The organism is Cellulomonas sp. P24, assembly GCF_024704385.1.
Lineage (GTDB): Bacteria > Actinomycetota > Actinomycetes > Actinomycetales > Cellulomonadaceae > JAJDFX01.
Genome location: NZ_JAJDFX010000002.1, coordinates 2,919,179 through 2,939,684, shown reverse-complemented (window position 1 = coordinate 2,939,684; position 20,506 = coordinate 2,919,179). Strand labels below are relative to the sequence as shown.

The following is a 20,506-nucleotide window of genomic DNA, read 5'->3' as shown; positions in this document are numbered from 1 at the left end:
CACGTCGTCGGGACGTCACGGCGCGACCACCACGCCCGCGCGCCGCACGCTCAGCACCCGGAAGTCGTCGTCGACCACCAGCACGTCCGCACGGCGACCCACCTCGAGCGCGCCGACGGTCACGTCCCCGAGCACGGTAGCCGGGGTGGTCGCCGCGGCACGCACGACGTCCACGAGCGGCACCCCGCCCGCGACCGTGGTCCGCACGATGTCCAGCAGGTGCGCCGTGCCGCCGGCGATCGCCCCGCCGTGCGTCAGCCGCGCCACCCCGTCCGCGACCGTGACGTCCTGCGAGCCGAGCCGGTACGCGCCGTCGGGCATGCCGGCCGCCGCCATCGCGTCGGTCACGAGCGCGATGTTGTCCGCACCGACGAGGCTGAACACGCTGGACACCATCTCCGGGGCCACGTGCGTCCCGTCCCCGATCAGCTCGACGACGACCTCCCCGCGTGCGCCCGCCGCGAGGAACACCGGGATCGGTCCCGGGTCGCGGTGCGTCATCGGCCGCATGCCGTTGAACAGGTGCGTCACGGTGGACCGGCCCGACCTGCGGCCCGGCGTCGTCTCGAGGCGGCGACGGGCGTCGTCCAGGGCGGCGGTCGTCTGCTGCCAGCTCGCGTCGGTGTGCCCGAAGCTCGGCAGCGCACCGGCATCGATCAGGGCGTCCACGACCCCGCCGTCACCGGCGACGCCGGACAGCTCCGGGGCGATCGTCATCGTCACGAGGAACCCACGGGCCTGCGTCGCGAGCTCACGCGTCAGGTCCGCGTCGGGAACCTGGATCAGCTCCGGGTCCTGCGCACCGCACCGCACGGTCGACACGAACGGCCCTTCGAGGTGGATCCCGGCGATCTCCCCGGCCTCCGCGAGCGCAGTCAGCACGCCGACCCGCTGACGCAACGTGTCCGGCGCGGCGGTCACGAGCGAGGCGACGAGGGTCGTGGTCCCGTGCGCCCGGTGCTCGTGGACCGCGACGAGGGCCTCCTCCGGCGTCGTCGCGTCGGGGTAGCTCGCGCCGCCGCCGCCGTGCGTGTGGATGTCCACCAGCCCCGGCAGCACCGTGACCGGTGACGCGACGGTGTCCGGCAGACCGGACCACCCGGCCGCGGCGGCCTGCGCCGCCTCACCCACCCACGCGATCGTCGCGCCGCGCAGCACGACGACGCCGTCGGCGATCACCGCCGTCGGGGTGACGACACGTCCGCGGAGGAACTCCGGTGCGATCTGCTCGCTCATGCTCGGTCTCGGACCTTTCGGGTGGGTGGTGCGTCAGGGTCGGTCGGAACGGCTCGGCCCGCTGGGCTGCTCGGTGGTCTGCTCTCTGGGCTGGTCGGCGGCCGGCACGGTGCCGGTCACCCCACCATCCTTCCCCCGACCGGGACCACCTCGATCGTGGTCGCCATCGTGTGCCGCTCACCGGGTCCGAGGCGGACGGCGGCCGGGCCGACGTTGCCCGCCTCGACGCACAGCATCGTGGTCCAGCCGTCGTCGTCGAGGTCGGCGGTCGCGCGGGCGCCCTCGCGCCACGGGTTCCACACGACGGTGCTCCCGGAGCCCGTCGTGCCGACGCGGAGGTCGCGGCCGCCCGCGACGTCGCGCACCGTGACCGTCTCGGGGGCACCGGCGTAGATGCGGTCGACCTCGCCGGTCACCCGCAACGGCGCGCGGTCCCCGGCGACGGCCGCCCCGTGCGCCGTCTTGTCGACGAACCCGACGCCCTCCAGACCGGTGACCTCGGCGGCGGTGACGTCGGCGACGGCCAGATAGGTGTGCAGGGCCTCCTCGAACGTGACGTCCTCGTCGCCGGTGCTGGTGACCTCGAGCGAGACGGACAGCCGCGCCCCGACGACGACGCTGCACACCGCCGTGAACCGGTGCGGCCAGGCCGACCCGCGCGTGTCGGCGGAGTCCTGGAGCCGCAGCCGGACCGTGACGTCGTGGCCGTCGTCGTGCGCGCCGTCGACGGTCCAGGACGCCGTCCGGGCGAACCCGTGGCGGGGCGCGTCGGGCCGGCCGTCCAGCGGACCGAACCACGGGAAGCACACGGGGATGCCACCACGGATGGCCGTGCGTGCGTCGAACCGGCTCGACCGGCTCAGCCACAGCACGGACTCGCTGCCGGTCGGCCCCCACGCGGTCACGTGCGCGCCGTGCAGGTAGAGCTCGGCCCAGCCCTCGGGGCCGTCGACGCGCAGCATCGGGAGGTCACCGGCGCCGGCGACCAGCCGGACCGAGCCGGGCAGCCCGCTCATGCGTCCGACCTCCCCGGGCGCCGGGCGTCGACGGTCTCGGCGAGGGCGACCAGGTCGGTGGTGGTCTCGGCCGCACCGGCGGAGACCAGGACGTGCGCCGGGTGCCCCGTCGTGATGCCGACGACGTGGCCGACACCGGCGGCACGGGCCGACGCGATGCCGGCCGGGGCGTCCTCGAGGGCCACGAGCGCCCGCGGCTCGAGCCCGAGCAGCTCGGCCCCACGCCGGAACGGCTCGGGGTCGGGCTTGCCGTGCGTGCAGTCCTCGGCGGTGATCATGCCGATCGCACCGTCCGTCACGTCCAGCGAGCGGAGCGCCGCGAGGGCCCACTCGAGACCCGCGGACGTCACGACCGCGACCGGGAGACCGGTCTGCACGCACGCCGCGAGCAGCCGGACCGCACCGGGGACCGCCGCCGGTCGTACGTCCATCGCCCGCAGGACGTCCACGACACCCTGCATGAGGGCGTACGGGTCCTCGTCCCCCCACGGCCCCGGGACGCTCGCGAAGACCTCATGGGCACGGCGACCGGCGAAACCGCGCACGACGTCGTCCGGCACGTCCCACCCGCGCGCGGCGAAGTACTGCCGGAACGCGCTCTGGTTCGCAGCCTCGCTGCGGACGAGCGTGCCGTCCAGGTCGACCAGGAGACCGGCACCCGGCCGGGCGAGCCGGACGGCGGCGAGGTTCAGCTCCACTCGAACAGGGCCTCACCCGTGCGGACCGCCTCGCCGACGCCGACCAGCGGGGTCAGGCAGCCGGGCTTGCCGTCCAGTGCGACGACCGGGCAGATCGGGGACCGGCCGCCGGCCTCGACCGCGGCGGGGTCCCAGCTCACGACGACGTCGCCGGCCGTGACCACGTCACCCTCGTGCGCATGCAGCGTGAACCCGGCACCGCCGAGCTGGACGGTGTCCAGGCCGAGGTGCACGAGCGCCGAGTGCTCGGCGTCCGACGTGACGACGAACGCGTGCGGGTGCAGCTTGACGATCGTGCCGTCGATCGGGGCGATCGCCTCGACGACGCCGTCCCGTGCCGGGTCGATCGCCATGCCGGGACCGACGAGCTCGGCGCCGAAGACGGGGTCCGGCACGTCGGCCATGGCGCGCACGACCCCGGTGACCGGGGCGAGCACGGTGAGAGGTGCAGGCATCAGCGCAGGTCCTCGATGTCCGACGCGATGGTGTCCGCCTCGGGACCGACGACGACCTGCACCGCGATGCCGGACCGCATGACCCCGTACGCACCGGCCGCCTTGAGTGCGGCGTCGTCGACCAGTGACGGGTCGACGACCTCGACCCGCAGCCGGGTGGTGCACGGCTCCAGGTCGACGACGTTCGCGTCGCCGCCGAGGGCAGCGAGTATCTGCTCCGCCTTGCTCATGAGAATCTCCTTGCTGACCGACGGCGGCCCGATTGCCGCACGTCACGACTGTTCACAGCAGCTCTTCGAGGTCCGACGCGATGGTGTCGACGTTCGGTCCCATCACGATCTGGACCACGTGGCCCGAGATCATCACGCCGTGGGCGCCGGCTGCTCGCAGCGCCTTCACGTCCACGACGGCGGTGTCGTGGACCTCGGACCGGAGCCGGGTGGTGCACGGCTCGATCTCGATGATGTTGGCCACCCCGCCGAGTGCCGCCAGGATGTCTGCCGCTTGCGCTGTCACTCCGCTCCGCCCCTCGTTCATCGTGCGACCTCCGTCGTCGCAGGCTCTGCCATCAGGTCGCCCGAGGTCCGCCGGGGAGTCAGCGGGCGCCTGGGCGCTCGCAGGGGGACCCAGAGCACGTAGCGGTCGGCCCGGTAGGTCGACCGTGAGTAGACGCAGGCGGTCTCACCGGCGAAGGTCCGCCGGGCCAGGCGCAGCACCGCGCGGCCCGGGGCGACGCCCAGGAGCTCGGCGTCCGGTGCGTCGACCTCGGCCGCCGAGACGGTGTCCTCCCCCCAGTCGGGCTCGAGCCCGCGCCTGCGCAGCTCGCCGTAGATGCTGTCGGGCAGGTCGCCGTCGAACAGGCCGGGCACGAGCTGGCACGAGAGCCACGACTGCTCGATGGCCATCGGCTCGCCGTCGGCGAGGCGCACGCGGTGCAGGTAGTAGACGCGCTCCCCGGGGAGGATGTCGAGAGCGTCCGCGATGTCCGGGGTCGCGGCGACGACCTCGGCCGAGAGCACCGTCGACGACGGCTCCATGCCGCGCCGCTGCATCTCTTCGCCGAACGAGGCGAGCCGCACCTCGAGGTCGACCTTGGTCGGCGCGACGAACGTGCCGCGACCCTGCTCGCGGTCCAGGAGCCCCTCGACGACGAGCGCGTCGACGGCCTGCCGGACGGTCATCCTCGACACGCCGAACTGCTCGCACAGCAGCCGCTCGGACGGGATCGTGTCCCCTGCCGAGAGCTCGTGCGTGACGAGCGAGCGCAGGTAGTCCCGGACCCGCACGTACTTCAGAACCGAGCGCCCCACCTTCGTCCCCTCGTCACGCGACTCGTGCCAACGGCCGAAGCATGCCGCCCTTGACACCGGATGCACCATTCCACCATGGTTACGCCAACTGGTCCAGACATCTAGTACACCGAGTCGACACACGATCTCCGAGCTGGACGAGGGAGTGCCGGTGCCCACCGGCCCACGACACGCACACGATGAGGAGTGCACCTGCTATGACGGCTACCACCGCACCCGTAGCTCGGGAGAAGCGGCGCATCCCGGGGTTCGCCCAGCTCCAGCGCATCGGCCGCTCGCTCATGCTGCCGATCGCGTCCCTCCCCGCCGCCGCCCTGCTGCTGCGGCTCGGACAGGACGACATGCTCGGCAAGGACGGTCTCGCAGGCGCCTGGGGTGACTGGCTCCTGCCGGTCGCCGCGGTGCTCGGCGCGGCCGGCAACGCCCTGTTCTCCAACCTGCCGCTGATCTTCGCCCTCGGCGTGGCCGTCGGCTACGCCCGCAAGTCCGACGGCTCGACCGGACTGGCCGCGCTCATCGGCTACCTGGTGTTCAAGGGCGTCACCGACGCGATGTCCCCGTACGTCCTCGGCAAGCCGGCCGCGGGCGGCACGCAGGAGCTCATCAACTACGGGGTTCTCGGCGGCATCGTGATGGGCCTGGTCGCCGCGCTGCTCTACCAGCGGTACTACCGGATCAAGCTGCCCGCCTACCTGGCGTTCTTCGGTGGACGACGGTTCGTGCCGATCATCACGGCCGGCATGGCGATCGTCGTCGCGCTGATCGCCTCGCTCTTCTACTCGGCCTTCAACTCCGGCCTCGGATCGGTCGCGACGTTCGTCAGCGGCTCGCCCGTCCTCGGCGGGTTCGTCTACGGCACCCTCAACCGGCTCCTCCTGCCGCTCGGCCTGCACCACCTGCTCAACTTCCCGCTGTGGTTCCAGATCGGGAACTTCACCGGGGCGGACGGCACGGTCTACCAGGGCGACATCACGCGGTTCTTCCACGGCGACCCGACCGCCGGCACCTTCATGACGGGCTTCTTCCCGATCATGATGTTCGCTCTCCCCGGTGCCGCTCTCGCGTTCGTCCACACCGCCAAGGCCGCCAAGCGCAAGGTCATCGCGGGCATCATGGGATCGGCCGCCCTGGTCTCGTTCGTGACCGGTGTCACCGAGCCGCTCGAGTTCTCCTTCATGTTCCTCGCCTGGCCGCTGTACGTGATCCACGCCCTGCTGACCGGCACCTCGCTCGCGCTGCTGAACTGGCTCGGCGTGCACGACGGCTTCGGGTTCTCCGCCGGCGTGATCGACTACCTGCTCAACTTCCGGATCGCGACGAAGCCGCTGCTGATCATCCCGATCGGCCTGGCGTACGGGGTCCTCTACTACGTCCTGTTCCGCTGGGTGATCACCCGATGGAACCTCAGGACGCCCGGTCGTGAGGACGACGACCAGGTCGCCGATGCCAACAACGTCCTGGTGGACCAGCCGGCCGACGAGCCCGCCGCGGGTGGCGCGACCGCATGACGACCAGGTCCGGCCGGGGCGCCCGCCCCGGCCGGACCTCGCCGCCGGGCCCCGAACCGCTGCCGGGCCGGGTCACCACGGCAGAGGCACAATGGACGACAGGCGCGTGCCTGACCAACCGAACCGCGAGGATGCGATGACGACGGACACCGACCCCCAGCAGCGGCTCACCGGCATCGGGGTCAGCCCGGGACAGGCAGCCGGTCCCGTCGTCGCGATGCCCGCACCCGTCGCCGAACCGCCCGTCGGGGCGACCCTGGCCGAGGGTCTCGACGCCGAGCAGGCGGCGGAGCAGATCGCCGCCGCGTCGAGCCGCGCGCAGGCCGACCTCCGCGAGGCCGCGTCCCGGGCGAGCGGCGCCGGCAAGGAGGTGCTCGAGACCACCGCGATGATGGCCGCGGACCCGAGCCTCGTCTCGGCAGCCCAGGCGCTCGTGCGCGGGAACCGGCTCGACCCGGCCCGCGCCGTCTGGCAGTCGGCCGCCACGGTGATCGAGCAGCTCTCGGCCCTCGGCGGCTACATGGCCGAGCGCACGCGCGACGTCGCCGACGTGCGGGACCGCATCGTCGCCGCGCTCACCGGTCAGCTGCCACCCGGCGTCCCGGACGTGGACCACCCGTTCGTGCTGGTCGCGACGGACCTCTCCCCCGCGGACACGGCCACCCTCGACCCCGCACGCGTGCTCGCGCTCGTCACGAGCGAGGGCGGCCCGACGTCCCACACCGCGATCCTCGCGCGCGCCCTCGGCATCCCGGCCGTCGTCGGTACCGCCGGGGCGACGGCGATCCCAGACGGCACCGTCGCCCTCGTCGACGGCACGGCCGGAACGGTCACGCTCGACCCGACGCCGGAGCAGGTCGCCCACGCCGCCGCTCTTGCCGCGCGGGTGCGGACCTTCGACGGGACCGGTCGCACCAGCGACGGCCACCGGGTCCCGCTGCTCGCGAACGTGGGCAAGCCCGAGGGCGCACAGGCCGCCGCCGACGCCGGGGCCGAAGGGGTCGGGCTCTTCCGCACCGAGTTCTGCTTCCTCGACCGCACCGATGCGCCGTCCGTCGCCGAGCAGGTCGCGCAGTACCGCCAGGTGCTCGCGGCGTTCGCCGGCAAGAAGGTCGTCGTCCGCACGCTCGACGCCGGGGCGGACAAGCCGTTGCCGTTCCTCACCAGCACCGACGAGCCCAACCCGGCCCTCGGCGTCCGCGGCTACCGCACCTCCTGGCGCAACCCCGAGGTCCTCGAGGACCAGCTCACGGCGATCGCGCAGGCCGCCGCGGCCGAGACCGCCGACGTCTGGGTGATGGCGCCGATGATCGCCACGGTCCCGGAGACGGCGGCGTTCGTCGAGCGCTGCCGCGCGCACGGGCTCAGCACCGCCGGCGTGATGGTCGAGGTCCCGAGCGCCGCGCTGCAGTCCGGCCAGATCCTCGCGCACGCCGCCTTCGCGAGCATCGGCACCAACGACCTGACCCAGTACACGATGGCCTCCGACCGCATGCTCGGCGAGCTCGCGACGCTGTCGACGGCGTGGCAGCCCGCTGTCCTCCAGCTCGTCGCGGCGACCTGCCGTGGCGGTGCGCAGAACGACCGACCGGTCGGGGTGTGCGGCGAGGCCGCGGCCGACCCGGCCCTCGCGGTGGTGCTCGTCGGGCTCGGGGTCGCAACCCTGTCGATGACCGCACGCGCGCTGCCCGACGTCGCCGCGGTGCTCGGTTCGGTCACGCTCGCGACGTGCCAGGAGCTCGCGGCGCTCGCGGTCGCCGCGGACTCGGCCGAGGACGCACGCCGCACGGTCCGGTCACGGCTGCCGCTCCTCGAGGAGCTCGGGCTCTGAGCCGGCCCTCGGGCGGGTGTTCCGCCGGACCGGGACCTGCAGGGTCAGTCGGACGGGTCGCGACGCCCGCAGGCAGACGACCGCGACCTCCTGCAGCAGCGGTCGTCGGACACCGACCGGGCGGTCAGCCCGCGGTCGTGAGGTAGGCCGCGAGCGCGTCGAGCGAGGGCCCGGCCGCGTCGTCGTCGGTCGCCAGCACGACCTCGTCGCCGAGGCGCGCGCCGAGGGTCATCACGCTCAGGATGCTCGAGGTCGGGACCGCGGCGCCGTCCGCCTTACGGATCGTCACGGCAGCCGGCTGCTCCGTCGCGAGCTTGACGAACAGAGCGGCGGGCCGCGCGTGCAGCCCTTCCTCGATGGCGACGACGACACGGCGTTCGAGCACGACGACCTCCTGGGCGACAGCGACTGGTCTAGACCACTATAGCGTGTCGACCGAGCGACCGACGCCTCACCGACGCTTCACCAACGACCGACGCCTCACCGACGACCGAGCGCCTCCGTCACCAGGCGCTCGCACACCTCGTGCGTCACGAGGGCGTCCGACGCGTCGAGGAGCCGCCCGGCCCGCACCGCGTCGAGGAACTCGGTCACCATCGCGACGAACCCGCGGTGCTCCGGCGCCGACAGCCACCCGTCGCGCCGGGTCAGCCGCTCGCCGTCACCGAGGTCGACGACGTCCGCGAGGTCCACCACCTGGCGGCGGCGACCGTCGCCGATCACGTCCAGCACCTCGTGCGAGGACCCCGCCGTCCAGCTCATCACCCCGATCGCGAGGCGCCCGCCCCCGGTGAAGTGGACCGACAGCCGGCGGCAGTGCCCGGCCTCGTCGACGTGCGCCGTCGTCACGAGGTCCTCCAGCGAGGACGGGACCAGGAACCGCAGCGTGTCGACCACGTGGATGAAGTCGTCGAACACCATGTCGCGCACCGCGCCCGGCGGGTGCTCACGATGCTTCTGGAGGGACACGACGTCGCGGTCGGCCCAGTCCGCGAGCGCCCGGTAGGCCGGTGCGTACCGACGGTTGAACGCGACCGCCAACGAGACCCCGGTCGCCGTCGCGAGGGCGACGAGCTCCTGGGCGCTCGCGAGGTCCAGCGCGAGCGGCTTGTCGACCAGCACCGGGACACCCGCCCGCAGGAGCGTGGCGACGATCTCGGGGTGCGACTCGGACGAGGTGTGGACCAGTGCGGCGTCGAGGCCCGCGTCGACGGCCTCGCCGACGCTGCCGAACCGGTCCGGGATGCGGTACGCCTCCCCGATCGACGCACGGGCCGATTCCGTCCGGGAGACGAGGACCGGGGTGACGTCGCGCATCGACGTCACGACGGGCAGGTACGCCTTGCGGGCGATCGAGCCCAGCCCGACGACGGCGACCCGCATGAGCTCTCCTTGTCCCCGACGTCCTCGACGCCACCAGCCTAGGGTGCCCGTCGACCGGGACCGTCCTGGCACGCGGTCGCCGCGGTGGGTGCGTGCGGCAGTCGTGGCAGGATCGGCCCATGACGGAGACGACCGCCACGACCGGCCCGGCAGTTCCCGAACCGGCAGTTCCCGAACCGGCGCCGACCACGCTGTGGGTCGAGCGCACCGGCACGCGCACGTACACCGGGCGCAGCTCGCGCGGCGCCGAGGTGCTGATCGGACCAGCCGAGGCCGGCGCGGTGTTCACCCCGGGCGAGCTGCTCAAGATCGCGCTGGCGGGCTGCACCGGCATGAGCGCCGACAACGCCCTGTCCCGGCGCCTGGGCGCCGACGTCCCGGTGACGGTGCACGTGAGCGGTCAGGCCGACCGCGAGAACGAGTACTACCCGGCGCTCGCCGAGGAGCTCGTCGTCGACATGTCGAGCCTCGACGAGACGCAGCGCACCCGGCTCCTCGCCGTGATCCAGCGGGCGGTGGATCAGGTCTGCACGGTCGGCCGCACCCTCGCGCGGAGCACCCCGATCGACCTCGTGATCAACCCGGGACCGATCCCCGAGCCGGAGGAGTGACCATGCCGTCCCCGATGCGCGCGCTGCGTGGCACGACACCCGCACGGTCACGCTTCCGCTCGTCGGACGCGTCGGCGGACCGGACCGACGTGGGGGCCCCGCGCACCTCGACCGTCGGGCGCGCGCTCGACAAGGCCGTCGCGATCCCGTCGGCGACGATCCACGCGCACGTGGACGCGGTGCGCCGGCGCAACCCCGGCGCGACGCCCGAGCAGGTCGTCCGCCTCCTCGAACGGGAGTACCTCGCGGTGCTCACCACCGCCGGCGGGGTGACCGGTGCGGCCGCCGCGACCCCGGGCATCGGCACCGGGGTCGGGCTCACACTGACGGTGTCCGACGTCGCGGCGTTCTTCGGGGCCTCGGCCGCGTTCACGTTCGCGGTGGCGAGCGTGCACGGGATCGAGGTGACCGACACCGCTCGGCGCCGCGCGCTGCTGCTCGCGACGATCCTCGGCGACGAGGGCGCCGCGACCGTGGGCGACCTCGCCGGGCTCGGCCCCGTCGCGTTCGCGGGGGCCCTGCTCACGCGCGTCCCCACGCCGATCGTCGGCCGCGTGAACCACACCCTCACCCGGCGCCTGGTGCGCCGCCAGCTCGGCCTGCAGAGCGCCCTCGCCGTCGGACGGCTCGTGCCGTTCGGGATCGGTGCCGCCGTGGGCGTCGTCGGCGCACGTGCGCTCGGTCGCACGGTCGTCGACGGTGCCTGGCTCGCGTTCGGCCAGGCACCCGAGGCGTTCACGACGTCCGTCGGCACCTCCGAGGTGCTACGGACCGAGACGGACCCCGATCCCACGACGCCCGACGCGTCTGCCTGACACCGTGTCAGGCAGACACCGTGTCTGCCTGACACGGCGTCTGCCTGACAGCGCGGCCGCCGGCTTCACTGCGCCGGGTTCACCACCGGTCGTGCACGTGCTCCCGGATCATCGAGTCGTAGACCTGCTCGAGCCGCACCAGCAGGTCCGCGTCGAGCGGGGCGATGACCGACGGGTCGGCCGCGGCGGCGTTGCCCCGGGCCTGGGCCGCGTTGCGCGCCCCCGGGATGACCGTGCTCACACCCTCCTGGTCGAGGATCCAGCGCAGCGCGAGCTGAGCCGTGGTCGCACCCGCAGGCGTCAGTGCCGCGACCTCACGGGCCGCCCGGACGCCGACGTCGAACGGCACCCCGGCGAAGGTCTCGCCGACGTCGAACGCCTCACCGTGGCGGTTGTACGTCCGGTGGTCGTCCGCGCCGAACACCGTCGTCTCGTCGTACTTCCCCGAGAGCAGGCCGCTGGCGAGCGGGACCCGCGCGATGATGCCGACCCCGGCGGCGCGCGCAGCCGGCAGCACCTGCTCGAGCGGCTTGCGCCGGAAGATGTTGAGGATGATCTGCACCGTCGCGACGTGCGGCCGGGCGATCGCCGTCAGCGCCTCGGCGACGGTCTCGACCGACACCCCGTAGGCGGCGATCCGCCCCTCCTGCACCAGCGTGTCCAGGGCGTCGTACGTCGCGTCGCGCGCGAACACCTCCGTGGGCGGGCAGTGCAGCTGCACGAGGTCCAGCGTGTCGACCCCGAGGTTGGTGCGCGAGCGGTCGGTCCAGGCGCGGAACGCGTCCAGCGTGTAGGCGTCCGCGACGTGCGGGTCGGCACGCCGACCCAGCTTCGTCGCGACGGTCAGCCCGTGACCCGCGCCTCGGGCGGCGAGGAACTGCCCGATCAACGTCTCGCTGCGGCCGTCGCCGTAGACGTCCGCGGTGTCGAGGAACGTCACACCCGACTCGACCGCCGCGTCGAGCAGGGCGAACGCGTCGTCCTCGCCGACACTGCCCCAGTCACCGCCCAGCTGCCAGCACCCGAGCCCGACAACACTCACCTGACGGGCCGTGCGGCCCAGCTCTCTCGTCTCCACGCACCAGACGCTACCGTGAGGACCGCTGGCTGCCGACCGCGGAGAGGATCAGTCGATGGCACCGTCCCAGGAGGACGCGGCAACCGGGCGGCGCGCACGTCGGCGCGCCGAGCCGCCGGCCCGCACCGCGACGCCGCGGCACTACCTCATGTGCCGCCCCGACCACTTCACGGTCAGCTACGAGATCAACCCGTGGATGGACGCGAGCCTCCCGACGGACCGCGACCTCGCGGTGGCGCAGTGGCAGGAGCTGCACGACCTCTACGTGTCCCTCGGTCACACCGTCGAGCTGATCGACCCGGTCCCCGACCTCCCGGACATGGTCTTCGCGGCGAACGGGGCGACCGTCCTCGACGGCGTCGTCCTCTCGGCGCACTTCCACCACGAGGAACGACGCGGCGAGGGGCCCGCGTACCTGCACTGGTTCGCCGAGCGCGGCTACGAGACGCACACCGCGACCGAGGTCAACGAGGGCCAGGGCGACGTCCTGCTGGTCGGCGGACTGCTGCTGGCCGGCACCGGCTTCCGCACGACCCTCGCCGCCCACGCGGAGGTGCAGGAGGTGCTCGGCCGCCCGGTGATCTCCCTGTCGCTGGTCGATCCGCACTTCTACCACCTCGACACCGCGCTCACCGTCCTCGACGGCTCCGAGGAGCGCGCCGAGATCGCCTACTACCCGGCGGCCTTCTCCCCCGGGTCGCAGCGGGTCCTGCGCCGCCTGTTCCCCGACGCCCTGACGGTCACCGCCGAGGACGCCGCGGCGCTCGGCCTCAACGCCGTGAGCGACGGTCGGCACGTCGTCGTGAGCCCGCAGGCGGTGACGTACCAGGAGCAGCTGCGGGAACGGGGCTTCGAGCCGATCCCGGTCGACACGAGCGAGCTGCTCAAGGGCGGTGGTGGGGCGAAGTGCTGCACCCTCGAGCTGTGCACCACGTCGACCCCGGGAGCCGTCGCATGACCACGCCCCAGCCGGCGGACGCCCTCTCGCGCCTCGCGCCGAACTACCACCCCCTGCCCGTGACCCTGGTCTCCGGCGAGAACGCTCGGGTGCGGGACGCCGACGGGCGCGAGTACATCGACATGCTCGCGGGCTACTCGGCCCTCAACTTCGGCCACCGCCATCCGGCGCTCGTCGCCGCCGCGCACGACCAGCTCGACCGGCTGACCCTCACCTCACGCGCGTTCGGCCACGACCTGCTCGAACCCTTCGCCACGGCGCTGGCGGCTCTCGCGGCGCCCGCGCTCGCCGCCCCGCACCCACTCGTGCTCCCGATGAACACCGGCGCCGAGGCGGTCGAGACGGCCGTGAAGGCGGCCCGCAAGTGGGGCTACGAGGTCAAGGGGGTCCCGCACGACCGGGCGACGATCGTGGTCGCCGCAGGGAACTTCCACGGCCGCACCACGACGATCGTCTCGTTCTCCACGGACGAGGACGCCCGACGCCACTTCGGCCCGTTCACCCCGGGCTTCCGCATCGTCCCGTTCGGCGACGCCCAGGCGCTCGATGACGCGGTGGACGAGACGACCGTCGCCGTCCTGCTCGAGCCGATCCAGGGCGAGGCCGGCGTGATCGTGCCGCCGCCCGACTACCTCGGCGCCGTCCGCCGCATCTGCGACTCCGCCGGCGCGCTGTTCGTCGCCGACGAGATCCAGTCCGGGCTCGGCCGCACCGGGACGACGTTCGCCTGCGAGCTGTGGGCCGTCCGTCCCGACCTGATGACCCTCGGCAAGGCCCTGGGGGGCGGGATCCTGCCCGTCTCCGCCGTGGTCGGGTCAGCCGAGGTGCTCGGGGTGCTGACCGCCGGCACGCACGGGTCGACGTTCGGCGGCAACCCGCTCGCGTGCGCCGTCGGCCTCGCCGTCATCGAGCTGCTCCGCGGTGGAACGCACCAGGCCCGTGCGCGGGATCTCGGTGCCACGCTGCACGAGCGGCTGGGTGGCCTCGTCGCGGACGGCGCGCTGGCCGCCGCACGGGGTGTCGGCCTGTGGGCCGGTCTGGACGTCCCGCCCGGCCGTGGCAGCGGCCGGCAGCTCTGCGAGGACCTCGCCACGCGGGGAGTCCTCGCCAAGGACACGCACGGGTCGACGATCCGCCTGGCTCCGCCGCTCACGATCCCCCGGGCGGACCTCGACCTCGCGCTCGACCGGCTCACCGACGCGCTCGGCTGAGGAGTACGTCCGACCGTCCGCCCCGTCGTGCAGCACACCGGCTGCCGCGGTCGAGCCCCGGTCAGTCGGTGGTCTCGAGCGAACGCATGGTCACGACCATCACCGGGCACGAGGAGTGGTGGAGCACCGCCTGGCTCGTCGAGCCGAGCAGGAGGCCGGCGAAACCGCCGCGCCCCCGCGAGCCGACCACGACGAGGTCGACGGCCGTCGAGAACTCGGTGAGCAGCTCGGCGCCGGTCCCGTCGAGGACGTGCCGCCGGACGGTCAGCCCCTCGTGCCCGACGAGCGCCCGGTCGATCACGACGTTGAGGCCCTCGGTCACGTCCGCGAGCACCTGCTCGTGATCGACCGCGGCCGGCAGCCAGGCGAGCATCCCGGTCCCGTTGCCGATCGGCACGCCGGCGATCGCGAAGAGCTCCGCACCCCAGGCCTCGGCCTCGTGGATCGCTGCCGCGAGAGCGAGCTCCGCGGCGGGCGACCCGTCGACCCCGACGACGATCCGGCGGATCGGACGCACGGGCGGGACCGTGTGCTCGGTCGCCGCGCCGTCACGCGCCGACCGCGACGGCGCGGGCTCGGGCGGCGGCGCGACGGGGGTCTCGGGCTCGAGCCCCGCTGCGGCGAAGATCGCGCTGGCCTGGGGCCCACGCCGCACCCCCGCGAGTGGCACCACGACGGTCGGGCAGTGCGCGTGGGCCGGCAGCGCCGACGAGACGGTCCCGAGCAGACGGTCGGCGAACCCGCCGCGTCCACGGGTCCCGACGACCACGAGGCTCACCTCGCGGGACATCTCGACGAGGACACCAGCGGCGTCGCCGGTCGCGATCGACGCCGTGACGGGGACACCGAAGCGCTCGGCACGGTTCTTCGCCTCGGCCAGGACCACCCGGGCGCCCTCCTGGATCGCGGTGTCGTCGAGGGCCGCGTACCCGCCGTCGAGGGACGCCGCCGCGAACGAGGGCAGCGAGTAGGAGCAGACGATCGAGAGCGCGCGCCCGTGCGCCTTGGCCTCGGCCCCCGCCCATTCGAGTGCGTGCAGGCTCGCGGTCGATCCGTCGACCCCCACCAGCACGGTGTCGTTGTGCGTCATCGCCGCTCTCCTCTCCGACCGTTCGGTACTCCGGGACGAGCGGCACGACGCGACCAGCGGCAGCATCGGGACGCACGTCCATCGAAGAGTCCTGCCTCTTCGATCCTTGCCCCACCGACGTGGGGCGTCAAACCGCACGCGAGGACGTCGACCGGCCTGCGCCGGGCAGGCGTCTCACGCCACGAGGTAGGCCGACCAGGACGGCTCGGCCCGGCCGACGACGCTGGCGAGCGCAGCGGCGCCCCGGGGAGCACGCGGCTCGACGGACAGCTCCCACCCGATCTCCGAGAGGAGCCGGTCGGCCTTGCGGTGGTTGCAGCGGCGGCAGGCGGCCACCACGTTGGTCCACTCGTGCCGTCCACCCCGTGACCGGGGGACGACGTGATCCACGGTGTCCGCACTCTCCCCACAGTAGGCGCAACGCCCCTGGTCACGTTGCATCACCGTGCGGCGTGTGGGTGGCACGGTCCGCCGCACCGGGACGTGCACGTAGCGCGTCAGGCAGAGCACGAGGGGCAGCGGGACCTCGTCGTGCTCGGAGTGCAGCACCCGCCCGTCACTCTCCAGGACGGTCGCCTTCCCGGTGAGGACCAGCACGACGGCCCGTCTGAGGGTGACCACGCACAGCGGTTCCATGCTCGCGTTGAGCAGCAGCGTGCGGCGTGGTGGGCTCCCGAGCATCAGCACGGCGACTCCTTGGCCAGATCGGCAGGCCCGTCTGGCTGACCGGGCCCGGCTGGGGGAGGTGCTAGCGGTGTCAGAGTACGGGACGACAACGGCCTCGGTCGCATCTGCGTCCCGAGGCCGTGTCGTGAGGCTCCTACCAGCCCGTGCTGGTCAGCCGAGTCGGATGAAGACCGGGTTGCTCTGCCAGATGCTCCGGAACTGGACTGACATGCCCGTCCGCGGTGCGTCGATCTCCATGTTCCCGCCGGCGTAGATCGCCACGTGGCCCGGCGACCAGATCAGGTCACCCGGCAGGGCGTCGGCGCGGGAGATGATCGTCCCGGCGTAGTGCTGACCGGCGTCGGTGCGCGGAAGGTGGATGCCGAGCTGGGCGTACACGTACGACGTGAAGCCGGAGCAGTCGAAGCCCGCGGGGGTGGTGCCCCCGTAGCGGTACGGGACGCCGACGTAGCGGGCCGCGATCTCGAGGACCGCGTTGCCCGACACGGACTGCGGGATCGGCGCGTTGACGCGGACGGACGAGCGCGAGACGGTCCGGACGGTCCGCTTGACCGGGGCGGCCACCGCGGTGACCTCCGGGACGTCGAACGACCACTGGGTCGAGTCGGCGACCGAGACCACGGGGGACGTCTCGAGGACCGCGCGGGCCGCACCGGTGAGGGCGGCGGTGTCGACCGACGGCACCGAGGCTGCGGCGTCGCTCGACGTGGCAGCGGCAGCCGGGGACGCCAGCATCGAGACCACGAGGCCAGACGAGGCGGCGACGACGGCGGTGCGTCGTCCGACGGTCGCCATGCTTCCCGTGGCGGCGGCCGCGAAGTCGTTCAGGGGGGTGACGGGGCGGCGCGCCGCGCGATGGCGGGCTCCTGTGGTGCTGTCAGTCACGCGGTACCTCTCCGGTACGCCTACGGGGTGAGCTGTCGGGTTCGGGTGGGAGATACACCCGGCCGGCCGGCCGTCAAGATCGACGTCCGCCCGGCTTCACCCCAAGGGCACTGTTTCCAGTACCCAGAATTGGGTCCCCCGCCCCTGCCGGCAGGTCGTACGGAACCGGATGCGGCGGCAGGATTCGGCGTTCCGCACACGGGCTCCCACGGAGGAGGGTTCCGAGGAGCAGGACGACCGTACCTGAGGGTTCGTGCGATTGTCACGCTCAGGTCACGGAGAACTTTCTCATGTCGCCCGCGCCGCGGCCCGATCGCGGCGTCGTCGCACCTCGCCTGGGACCTTCAGCCCAGGCCGACCCGGTGGTTCGTCAGGCGAGGACGAAGATGTGACGCGCGACGTCGTCCGGGAGATCCAGCACCGTCGCCGCGCCGGGCTCACCGACAGTTGTCAGCCCGTCCGACCTCTCGACCGTGATCGCGCTGCCCGGACGCACGCCCGCGGCAGCGAGTCGCGACAGCAGCTCGACGTCGGTCTGCACCGGTTCCCCGAGACGCGCGACCACGACCTGCACGGCACCCTCACCGGCACCGACGGTGCCGCCAGTGCCGACAGTGCCGACGGTGCCGACGGACAGCAGGGGGACCACCCCGTCGAGGAACTCCTCGCCGGGACGGTCGTCGCCGAGCTCCTGGAGACCCGGGATGGGGTTCCCGTACGGCGAGTGGTGCGGGTGGTCGAGCAGGGCCACGAGGCGACGCTCGACACGGTCGCTCATGACGTGCTCCCAGCGACAGGCCTCCTCGTGCACGAGCTCCCACTCGAGGCCGATCACGTCGGTCAGCAGCCGCTCGGCGAGGCGGTGCTTGCGCATCACGCGCATCGCCTTGACGCGGCCGTCGTCGGTGAGCTCGAGGTGGCGGTCACCGCTCACGACCACGAGGCCGTCGCGCTCCATCCGCGCGATCGTCTGCGAGACCGTCGGGCCGGAGTGCCCGAGCCGCTCGGCGATCCGCGCACGCAGCGGGGTGATGCCCTCCTCGGCGATCTCGAAGATCGTCCGCAGGTACATCTCTGTCGTATCGATCAGATCGCTCATGGTGACTGCCTCCGCATGTTCCGACGTCGCTGCGCCAAGGCTACGGTGCGTGTCCATCGACGCGCGTGCCCATCGCCGGCCCGACCTGCCCCGCCGACCGGGCCGGTCCCCTGCGACGGAGCCGTGACAGGCCCTGGACCGCTGCGGCACGAGCCCCCTCGCCCGACTATCCTCAGGGACGTGCCCGACACCCCCCGGATCGTGATCCCTGCCGACCTGCTGCCCACGGACGGACGGTTCGGGTCCGGCCCGAGCAAGGTCCGCGACGCGGCCGTCGACGCCCTGGCGGGGCGGCGCAGGTCGCTCCTCGGCACCTCCCACCGCCAGGCTCCCGTGCGATCGCTCGTCCGGGAGATCCGCGACGGCCTCACGGCGTTCTTCGCGCTGCCCGACGGGTACGAGATCGCCCTCGGCAACGGCGGCTCGACGGCGTTCTGGGACGCGGCGACGCTCTGCCTGGTGCGCGAGCGCGCCCAGCACTGCGCGTCCGGCGAGTTCGGCTCGAAGTTCGCCGCCGCCACGTCCCGCGCCCCGTTCCTCTCCCCGTCGTCGGTCCGCACCGCGGAGCCGGGCACGCTCGCGTCCCCGACCCTCGAGGACGGCATCGACGTGTACGCCTGGCCGCAGAACGAGACCTCGACGGGGGTCGTCGCCCCGGTCCGGCGCGTCCCGGGCTCACGCGAGCAGGGCGCGCTGACCGTGATCGACGCGACGTCGGCGGCCGGTGGTGTGGCGGTCGACGTCGCCGAGACGGATGCGTACTACTTCGCCCCGCAGAAGAGCTTCGCGTCGGACGGCGGCCTCTGGCTCGCCGCGCTCTCCCCCGCCGCCGTCGCACGCCTCGAGGAGGTCGAGACGAGTGGCCGATGGATCCCGGAGTTCCTCTCGATCCGGACCGCGCTCACGAACTCGCGCCTGGACCAGACCCTCAACACCCCGGCGATCGCGACCCTCGTCCTCCTCGCGGAACAGCTCAGGTGGATGCTCGACCAGGGTGGGCTCACGTGGGCGGCCGACCGCACCGCCGAGTCGGCCCGGCACCTCTACGGCTGGGCGGACTCCCGCGACTGGGCGTCGCCGTTCGTCGCCGACCCGGCCCACCGCTCGCCCGTCGTGGGCACGATCGACCTCGACCCGGCGATCGACGCGACGCAGGTCGCCCGCACGCTCCGCGAGAACGGCGTCGTCGACGTCGAGCCCTACCGGAAGCTGGGCCGCAACCAGCTCCGCGTCGCGATGTTCCCCGCAGTCGAGCCCGAGGACGTCCGCGCCCTGACCGCCTGCGTCGACCACGTGGTCGACCACCTTGTCTGACACGACCGCCGCCCTCCCCGCGCCGCGCCTGCAGCGCGACCGCGTGACCGTCGCGCTGTACTCGACCTTCACGACCTGGGGCTGGTTCCTGTACAGCTTCTCGCCGGCGATCCCGCTGATCGCCACCGAGCAGGGCATCTCGCGGGCGGAGGCCGGTCTGCACGGGACCGCGCTCGCCGCCGGCACGGCCGCGAGCGGCTTCCTCACGGGCTACCTGAACCCGCGCATCGGGCGCCGCAACGTCCTTCGCCTCGGCGGCGTCGTGCTGATCGTCGGCCTCGCCCTCCTCGTGAGCGGCCGCACGCTCGCCATGACGCTCCCCGCGACGCTCGTGATCGGCGTCGGCGGCAGCCTCATGATCTCCGCGGCCCAGCCCGCCCTCGCCGTGCACCACCACGAGGCGAGCAGCGCCGCGCTGACCGAGGCCAACGGGGTCGGGGCGATGGTCGGCCTGCTCGCACCGCTCGCCCTCGGGCTCGCGGTGAGCCTCGGCCTCGGCTGGCGACCGGCCGTCGGGGCGACCGCGGTCCTCGTCCTGACCACGGTGGCCCTCGTCAGCCGGCTCCCGCGGGTCGTCGCGATCGACCCGCCGCCCGCCATCCGACCGGCGGACGCCGGGTCGAGCGCGACCACCCCGGTCGCCGCACCCCACCGCGGCGGGTTCTCGCTGGCCTTCTGGCTCTTCATGGCGGCCCTGGTCATGGCGGTCGCGATCGAGAACGCGACGACCTACTGGGCCTCGGACATGCTGCGCTCGCAGACCTCGATGGGTGCCGGCATGGCGTCGGCCGCCGTCACCGCGCTGGTCGCCGGGATGTGCGTCGCGCGCTTCACGTTGAGCCCGCTCTCGCTGCACCTGTCGCCGGAGTCGCTCCTGATCGGCTCGTTCGGGCTCGCCGGGGTGGGCTGGTTGATCTTCTGGCTCTCAACGGCACCCGTTCTCGCGATGGCCGGCCTCGTCGTCGCCGGCCTCGGTTACGGTGCCCAGTACCCGATCGGCGTCGTGCTCGTGCTGCGCGCGTCTGCCGGCCGTCCCGACGCCGCACAGGCGCGCTCGTCGTTCGCCGCCGGCGGCGCGCTCGCCGTCGCCCCGTTCCTCCTCGGTGCGGTCGCGGACGCCGTCGGCACCCACACCGCGTTCCTGCTGATCCCGGTGCTGCTGGTGCTCGGCGGGGTCGCCGTCGCGGCCGGCCGCCGGGCACTCACGCGCGTGGCTCCCGTCACCGCCTGACGTCGGCGGCCCTCAGGCTGCGGTGCACCACCCGTCGGGGGTGCCGTCGCTCCGCGGACCGGACGACCACCCGTGCTGTCGTGGTCGTGA

The 20,506-nt window shown here is 73.3% G+C and carries 22 protein-coding genes and 1 riboswitch; of the genes, 8 read left to right on the top strand and 14 right to left on the bottom strand.

Features of this window, described 5'->3' with window-relative positions:
* Nucleotides 1-15: 15 nt before the first annotated feature.
* From LJB74_RS13735 to LJB74_RS13705, 7 genes are all read right to left on the bottom strand, one after another.
* Entirely contained in the window at nt 16-1,236 is a 1,221-nt protein-coding gene (locus LJB74_RS13735; RefSeq protein ID WP_259309068.1) for an N-acetylglucosamine-6-phosphate deacetylase, read from the bottom strand.
* A gap of 116 nt (nt 1,237-1,352) precedes the next feature.
* Complete coding sequence (locus LJB74_RS13730) at nt 1,353-2,252, bottom strand: D-hexose-6-phosphate mutarotase (protein WP_259309067.1); 900 nt, start codon at nt 2,250-2,252, stop codon at nt 1,353-1,355.
* The gene (locus tag LJB74_RS13725; RefSeq protein ID WP_259309066.1) at nt 2,249-2,950 is read right to left on the bottom strand and encodes an HAD family phosphatase; all 702 of its coding nucleotides are present in this window, start codon (nt 2,948-2,950) and stop codon (nt 2,249-2,251) included. The genes LJB74_RS13730 and LJB74_RS13725 overlap by 4 nt, the downstream gene beginning before the upstream one ends.
* Nucleotides 2,941-3,405 (bottom strand): PTS glucose transporter subunit IIA, encoded by a 465-nt coding sequence (locus tag LJB74_RS13720; RefSeq protein ID WP_259309065.1) that lies wholly within the window; start codon nt 3,403-3,405, stop codon nt 2,941-2,943. Before LJB74_RS13720 ends, LJB74_RS13725 begins: the two co-directional genes overlap by 10 nt.
* Nucleotides 3,405-3,635: a PTS glucose/sucrose transporter subunit IIB gene (locus tag LJB74_RS13715; RefSeq protein WP_259309064.1), complete on the bottom strand. Its 231-nt coding sequence runs from the start codon at nt 3,633-3,635 to the stop codon at nt 3,405-3,407. Before LJB74_RS13715 ends, LJB74_RS13720 begins: the two co-directional genes overlap by 1 nt.
* Nucleotides 3,636-3,687: 52 nt before the next feature.
* Nucleotides 3,688-3,942 (bottom strand): PTS glucose/sucrose transporter subunit IIB, encoded by a 255-nt coding sequence (locus LJB74_RS13710; protein ID WP_259309063.1) that lies wholly within the window; start codon nt 3,940-3,942, stop codon nt 3,688-3,690.
* The gene (locus tag LJB74_RS13705) at nt 3,939-4,715 is read right to left on the bottom strand and encodes a GntR family transcriptional regulator (protein WP_259309062.1); all 777 of its coding nucleotides are present in this window, start codon (nt 4,713-4,715) and stop codon (nt 3,939-3,941) included. The genes LJB74_RS13710 and LJB74_RS13705 overlap by 4 nt, the downstream gene beginning before the upstream one ends.
* Nucleotides 4,716-4,912: 197 nt before the next feature.
* Here LJB74_RS13705 and LJB74_RS13700 point away from each other — a divergent pair, with 197 nt between their 5' ends.
* Complete coding sequence (locus LJB74_RS13700) at nt 4,913-6,223, top strand: PTS transporter subunit EIIC (protein WP_259309061.1); 1,311 nt, start codon at nt 4,913-4,915, stop codon at nt 6,221-6,223.
* 136 nt (nt 6,224-6,359) lie between these two features.
* Nucleotides 6,360-8,054, top strand: a complete 1,695-nt coding sequence (gene ptsP, locus LJB74_RS13695) for a phosphoenolpyruvate--protein phosphotransferase (RefSeq protein WP_259309060.1) — start codon at nt 6,360-6,362, stop codon at nt 8,052-8,054.
* A 124-nt stretch (nt 8,055-8,178) separates the two neighbouring features.
* On the opposite strand, the gene LJB74_RS13690 is transcribed toward ptsP, so the two are convergent.
* Together LJB74_RS13690 and LJB74_RS13685 are read right to left on the bottom strand one after the other, a co-directional pair.
* Entirely contained in the window at nt 8,179-8,439 is a 261-nt protein-coding gene (locus LJB74_RS13690; protein ID WP_259309059.1) for an HPr family phosphocarrier protein, read from the bottom strand.
* A gap of 95 nt (nt 8,440-8,534) precedes the next feature.
* Nucleotides 8,535-9,437, bottom strand: coding sequence for a Gfo/Idh/MocA family protein (locus tag LJB74_RS13685; protein WP_259309058.1), 903 nt, complete (start codon nt 9,435-9,437; stop codon nt 8,535-8,537).
* Nucleotides 9,438-9,556: 119 nt separating this feature from the next.
* Between LJB74_RS13685 and LJB74_RS13680 the strand changes: the two genes are divergently transcribed.
* Both LJB74_RS13680 and LJB74_RS13675 read left to right on the top strand, forming a co-directional pair.
* Nucleotides 9,557-10,048 carry an OsmC family protein gene (locus tag LJB74_RS13680; RefSeq protein WP_259309057.1) on the top strand — a complete coding sequence of 164 codons (492 nt, stop codon included), beginning with the start codon at nt 9,557-9,559 and terminating at the stop codon, nt 10,046-10,048.
* Nucleotides 10,049-10,050: 2 nt separating this feature from the next.
* Nucleotides 10,051-10,863 (top strand): hypothetical protein, encoded by an 813-nt coding sequence (locus tag LJB74_RS13675; RefSeq protein ID WP_259309056.1) that lies wholly within the window; start codon nt 10,051-10,053, stop codon nt 10,861-10,863.
* Between the two features lie 79 nt (nt 10,864-10,942).
* Here the strand turns inward: LJB74_RS13675 and LJB74_RS13670 are convergent, their stop codons facing one another.
* Nucleotides 10,943-11,941: an aldo/keto reductase gene (locus tag LJB74_RS13670; RefSeq protein WP_259309055.1), complete on the bottom strand. Its 999-nt coding sequence runs from the start codon at nt 11,939-11,941 to the stop codon at nt 10,943-10,945.
* 55 nt (nt 11,942-11,996) lie between these two features.
* On the opposite strand from LJB74_RS13670, the gene ddaH reads away from it, so the two are divergent.
* Together ddaH and rocD are read left to right on the top strand one after the other, a co-directional pair.
* The gene (gene ddaH, locus LJB74_RS13665) at nt 11,997-12,899 is read left to right on the top strand and encodes a dimethylargininase (protein ID WP_396125172.1); all 903 of its coding nucleotides are present in this window, start codon (nt 11,997-11,999) and stop codon (nt 12,897-12,899) included.
* Nucleotides 12,896-14,110 carry an ornithine--oxo-acid transaminase gene (gene rocD, locus LJB74_RS13660; RefSeq protein WP_259309054.1) on the top strand — a complete coding sequence of 405 codons (1,215 nt, stop codon included), beginning with the start codon at nt 12,896-12,898 and terminating at the stop codon, nt 14,108-14,110. Before ddaH ends, rocD begins: the two co-directional genes overlap by 4 nt.
* A 61-nt stretch (nt 14,111-14,171) precedes the next feature.
* Here rocD and LJB74_RS13655 read toward each other — a convergent pair whose 3' ends face one another.
* The 4 genes from LJB74_RS13655 to LJB74_RS13640 all read right to left on the bottom strand — a co-directional run bounded on the left by LJB74_RS13655 (nt 14,172) and on the right by LJB74_RS13640 (nt 17,871).
* Nucleotides 14,172-15,200 carry a universal stress protein gene (locus tag LJB74_RS13655; RefSeq protein WP_259309053.1) on the bottom strand — a complete coding sequence of 343 codons (1,029 nt, stop codon included), beginning with the start codon at nt 15,198-15,200 and terminating at the stop codon, nt 14,172-14,174.
* Between the two features lie 174 nt (nt 15,201-15,374).
* The gene (locus LJB74_RS13650; protein ID WP_259310365.1) at nt 15,375-15,881 is read right to left on the bottom strand and encodes an HNH endonuclease; all 507 of its coding nucleotides are present in this window, start codon (nt 15,879-15,881) and stop codon (nt 15,375-15,377) included.
* 156 nt (nt 15,882-16,037) lie between these two features.
* Nucleotides 16,038-16,772 (bottom strand): C40 family peptidase, encoded by a 735-nt coding sequence (locus LJB74_RS13645; protein ID WP_259309052.1) that lies wholly within the window; start codon nt 16,770-16,772, stop codon nt 16,038-16,040.
* A 2-nt stretch (nt 16,773-16,774) separates the two neighbouring features.
* A riboswitch (cyclic di-AMP (ydaO/yuaA leader) is annotated at nt 16,775-16,959 on the bottom strand.
* Nucleotides 16,960-17,142: 183 nt separating this feature from the next.
* Nucleotides 17,143-17,871, bottom strand: a complete 729-nt coding sequence (locus LJB74_RS13640) for a metal-dependent transcriptional regulator (protein WP_259309051.1) — start codon at nt 17,869-17,871, stop codon at nt 17,143-17,145.
* Between the two features lie 180 nt (nt 17,872-18,051).
* Here LJB74_RS13640 and serC point away from each other — a divergent pair, with 180 nt between their 5' ends.
* Complete coding sequence (gene serC / locus LJB74_RS13635; RefSeq protein ID WP_259309050.1) at nt 18,052-19,185, top strand: phosphoserine transaminase; 1,134 nt, start codon at nt 18,052-18,054, stop codon at nt 19,183-19,185.
* Nucleotides 19,178-20,416 (top strand): sugar MFS transporter, encoded by a 1,239-nt coding sequence (locus tag LJB74_RS13630; protein ID WP_259309049.1) that lies wholly within the window; start codon nt 19,178-19,180, stop codon nt 20,414-20,416. Before serC ends, LJB74_RS13630 begins: the two co-directional genes overlap by 8 nt.
* Nucleotides 20,417-20,506: the final 90 nt, after the last annotated feature.

Bases quoted from the DNA above. Each gene is read 5' to 3' on its own strand.
- LJB74_RS13650 (WP_259310365.1), bottom strand. From the start codon at position 15,881: ATGCTCGGGAGCCCACCACGCCGCACGCTGCTGCTCAACGCGAGCATG.
- LJB74_RS13700 (WP_259309061.1), top strand. From the start codon at position 4,913: ATGACGGCTACCACCGCACCCGTAGCTCGGGAGAAGCGGCGCATCCCG.
- rocD (WP_259309054.1), top strand. From the start codon at position 12,896: ATGACCACGCCCCAGCCGGCGGACGCCCTCTCGCGCCTCGCGCCGAAC.
- LJB74_RS13680 (WP_259309057.1), top strand. From the start codon at position 9,557: ATGACGGAGACGACCGCCACGACCGGCCCGGCAGTTCCCGAACCGGCA.
- LJB74_RS13730 (WP_259309067.1), bottom strand. From the start codon at position 2,252: ATGAGCGGGCTGCCCGGCTCGGTCCGGCTGGTCGCCGGCGCCGGTGAC.
- LJB74_RS13640 (WP_259309051.1), bottom strand. From the start codon at position 17,871: ATGAGCGATCTGATCGATACGACAGAGATGTACCTGCGGACGATCTTC.
- LJB74_RS13735 (WP_259309068.1), bottom strand. From the start codon at position 1,236: ATGAGCGAGCAGATCGCACCGGAGTTCCTCCGCGGACGTGTCGTCACC.
- LJB74_RS13715 (WP_259309064.1), bottom strand. From the start codon at position 3,635: ATGAGCAAGGCGGAGCAGATACTCGCTGCCCTCGGCGGCGACGCGAAC.
- ptsP (WP_259309060.1), top strand. From the start codon at position 6,360: ATGACGACGGACACCGACCCCCAGCAGCGGCTCACCGGCATCGGGGTC.
- LJB74_RS13655 (WP_259309053.1), bottom strand. From the start codon at position 15,200: ATGACGCACAACGACACCGTGCTGGTGGGGGTCGACGGATCGACCGCG.
- LJB74_RS13685 (WP_259309058.1), bottom strand. From the start codon at position 9,437: ATGCGGGTCGCCGTCGTCGGGCTGGGCTCGATCGCCCGCAAGGCGTAC.
- LJB74_RS13720 (WP_259309065.1), bottom strand. From the start codon at position 3,405: ATGCCTGCACCTCTCACCGTGCTCGCCCCGGTCACCGGGGTCGTGCGC.
- LJB74_RS13675 (WP_259309056.1), top strand. From the start codon at position 10,051: ATGCCGTCCCCGATGCGCGCGCTGCGTGGCACGACACCCGCACGGTCA.
- LJB74_RS13710 (WP_259309063.1), bottom strand. From the start codon at position 3,942: ATGAACGAGGGGCGGAGCGGAGTGACAGCGCAAGCGGCAGACATCCTG.
- ddaH (WP_396125172.1), top strand. From the start codon at position 11,997: ATGGCACCGTCCCAGGAGGACGCGGCAACCGGGCGGCGCGCACGTCGG.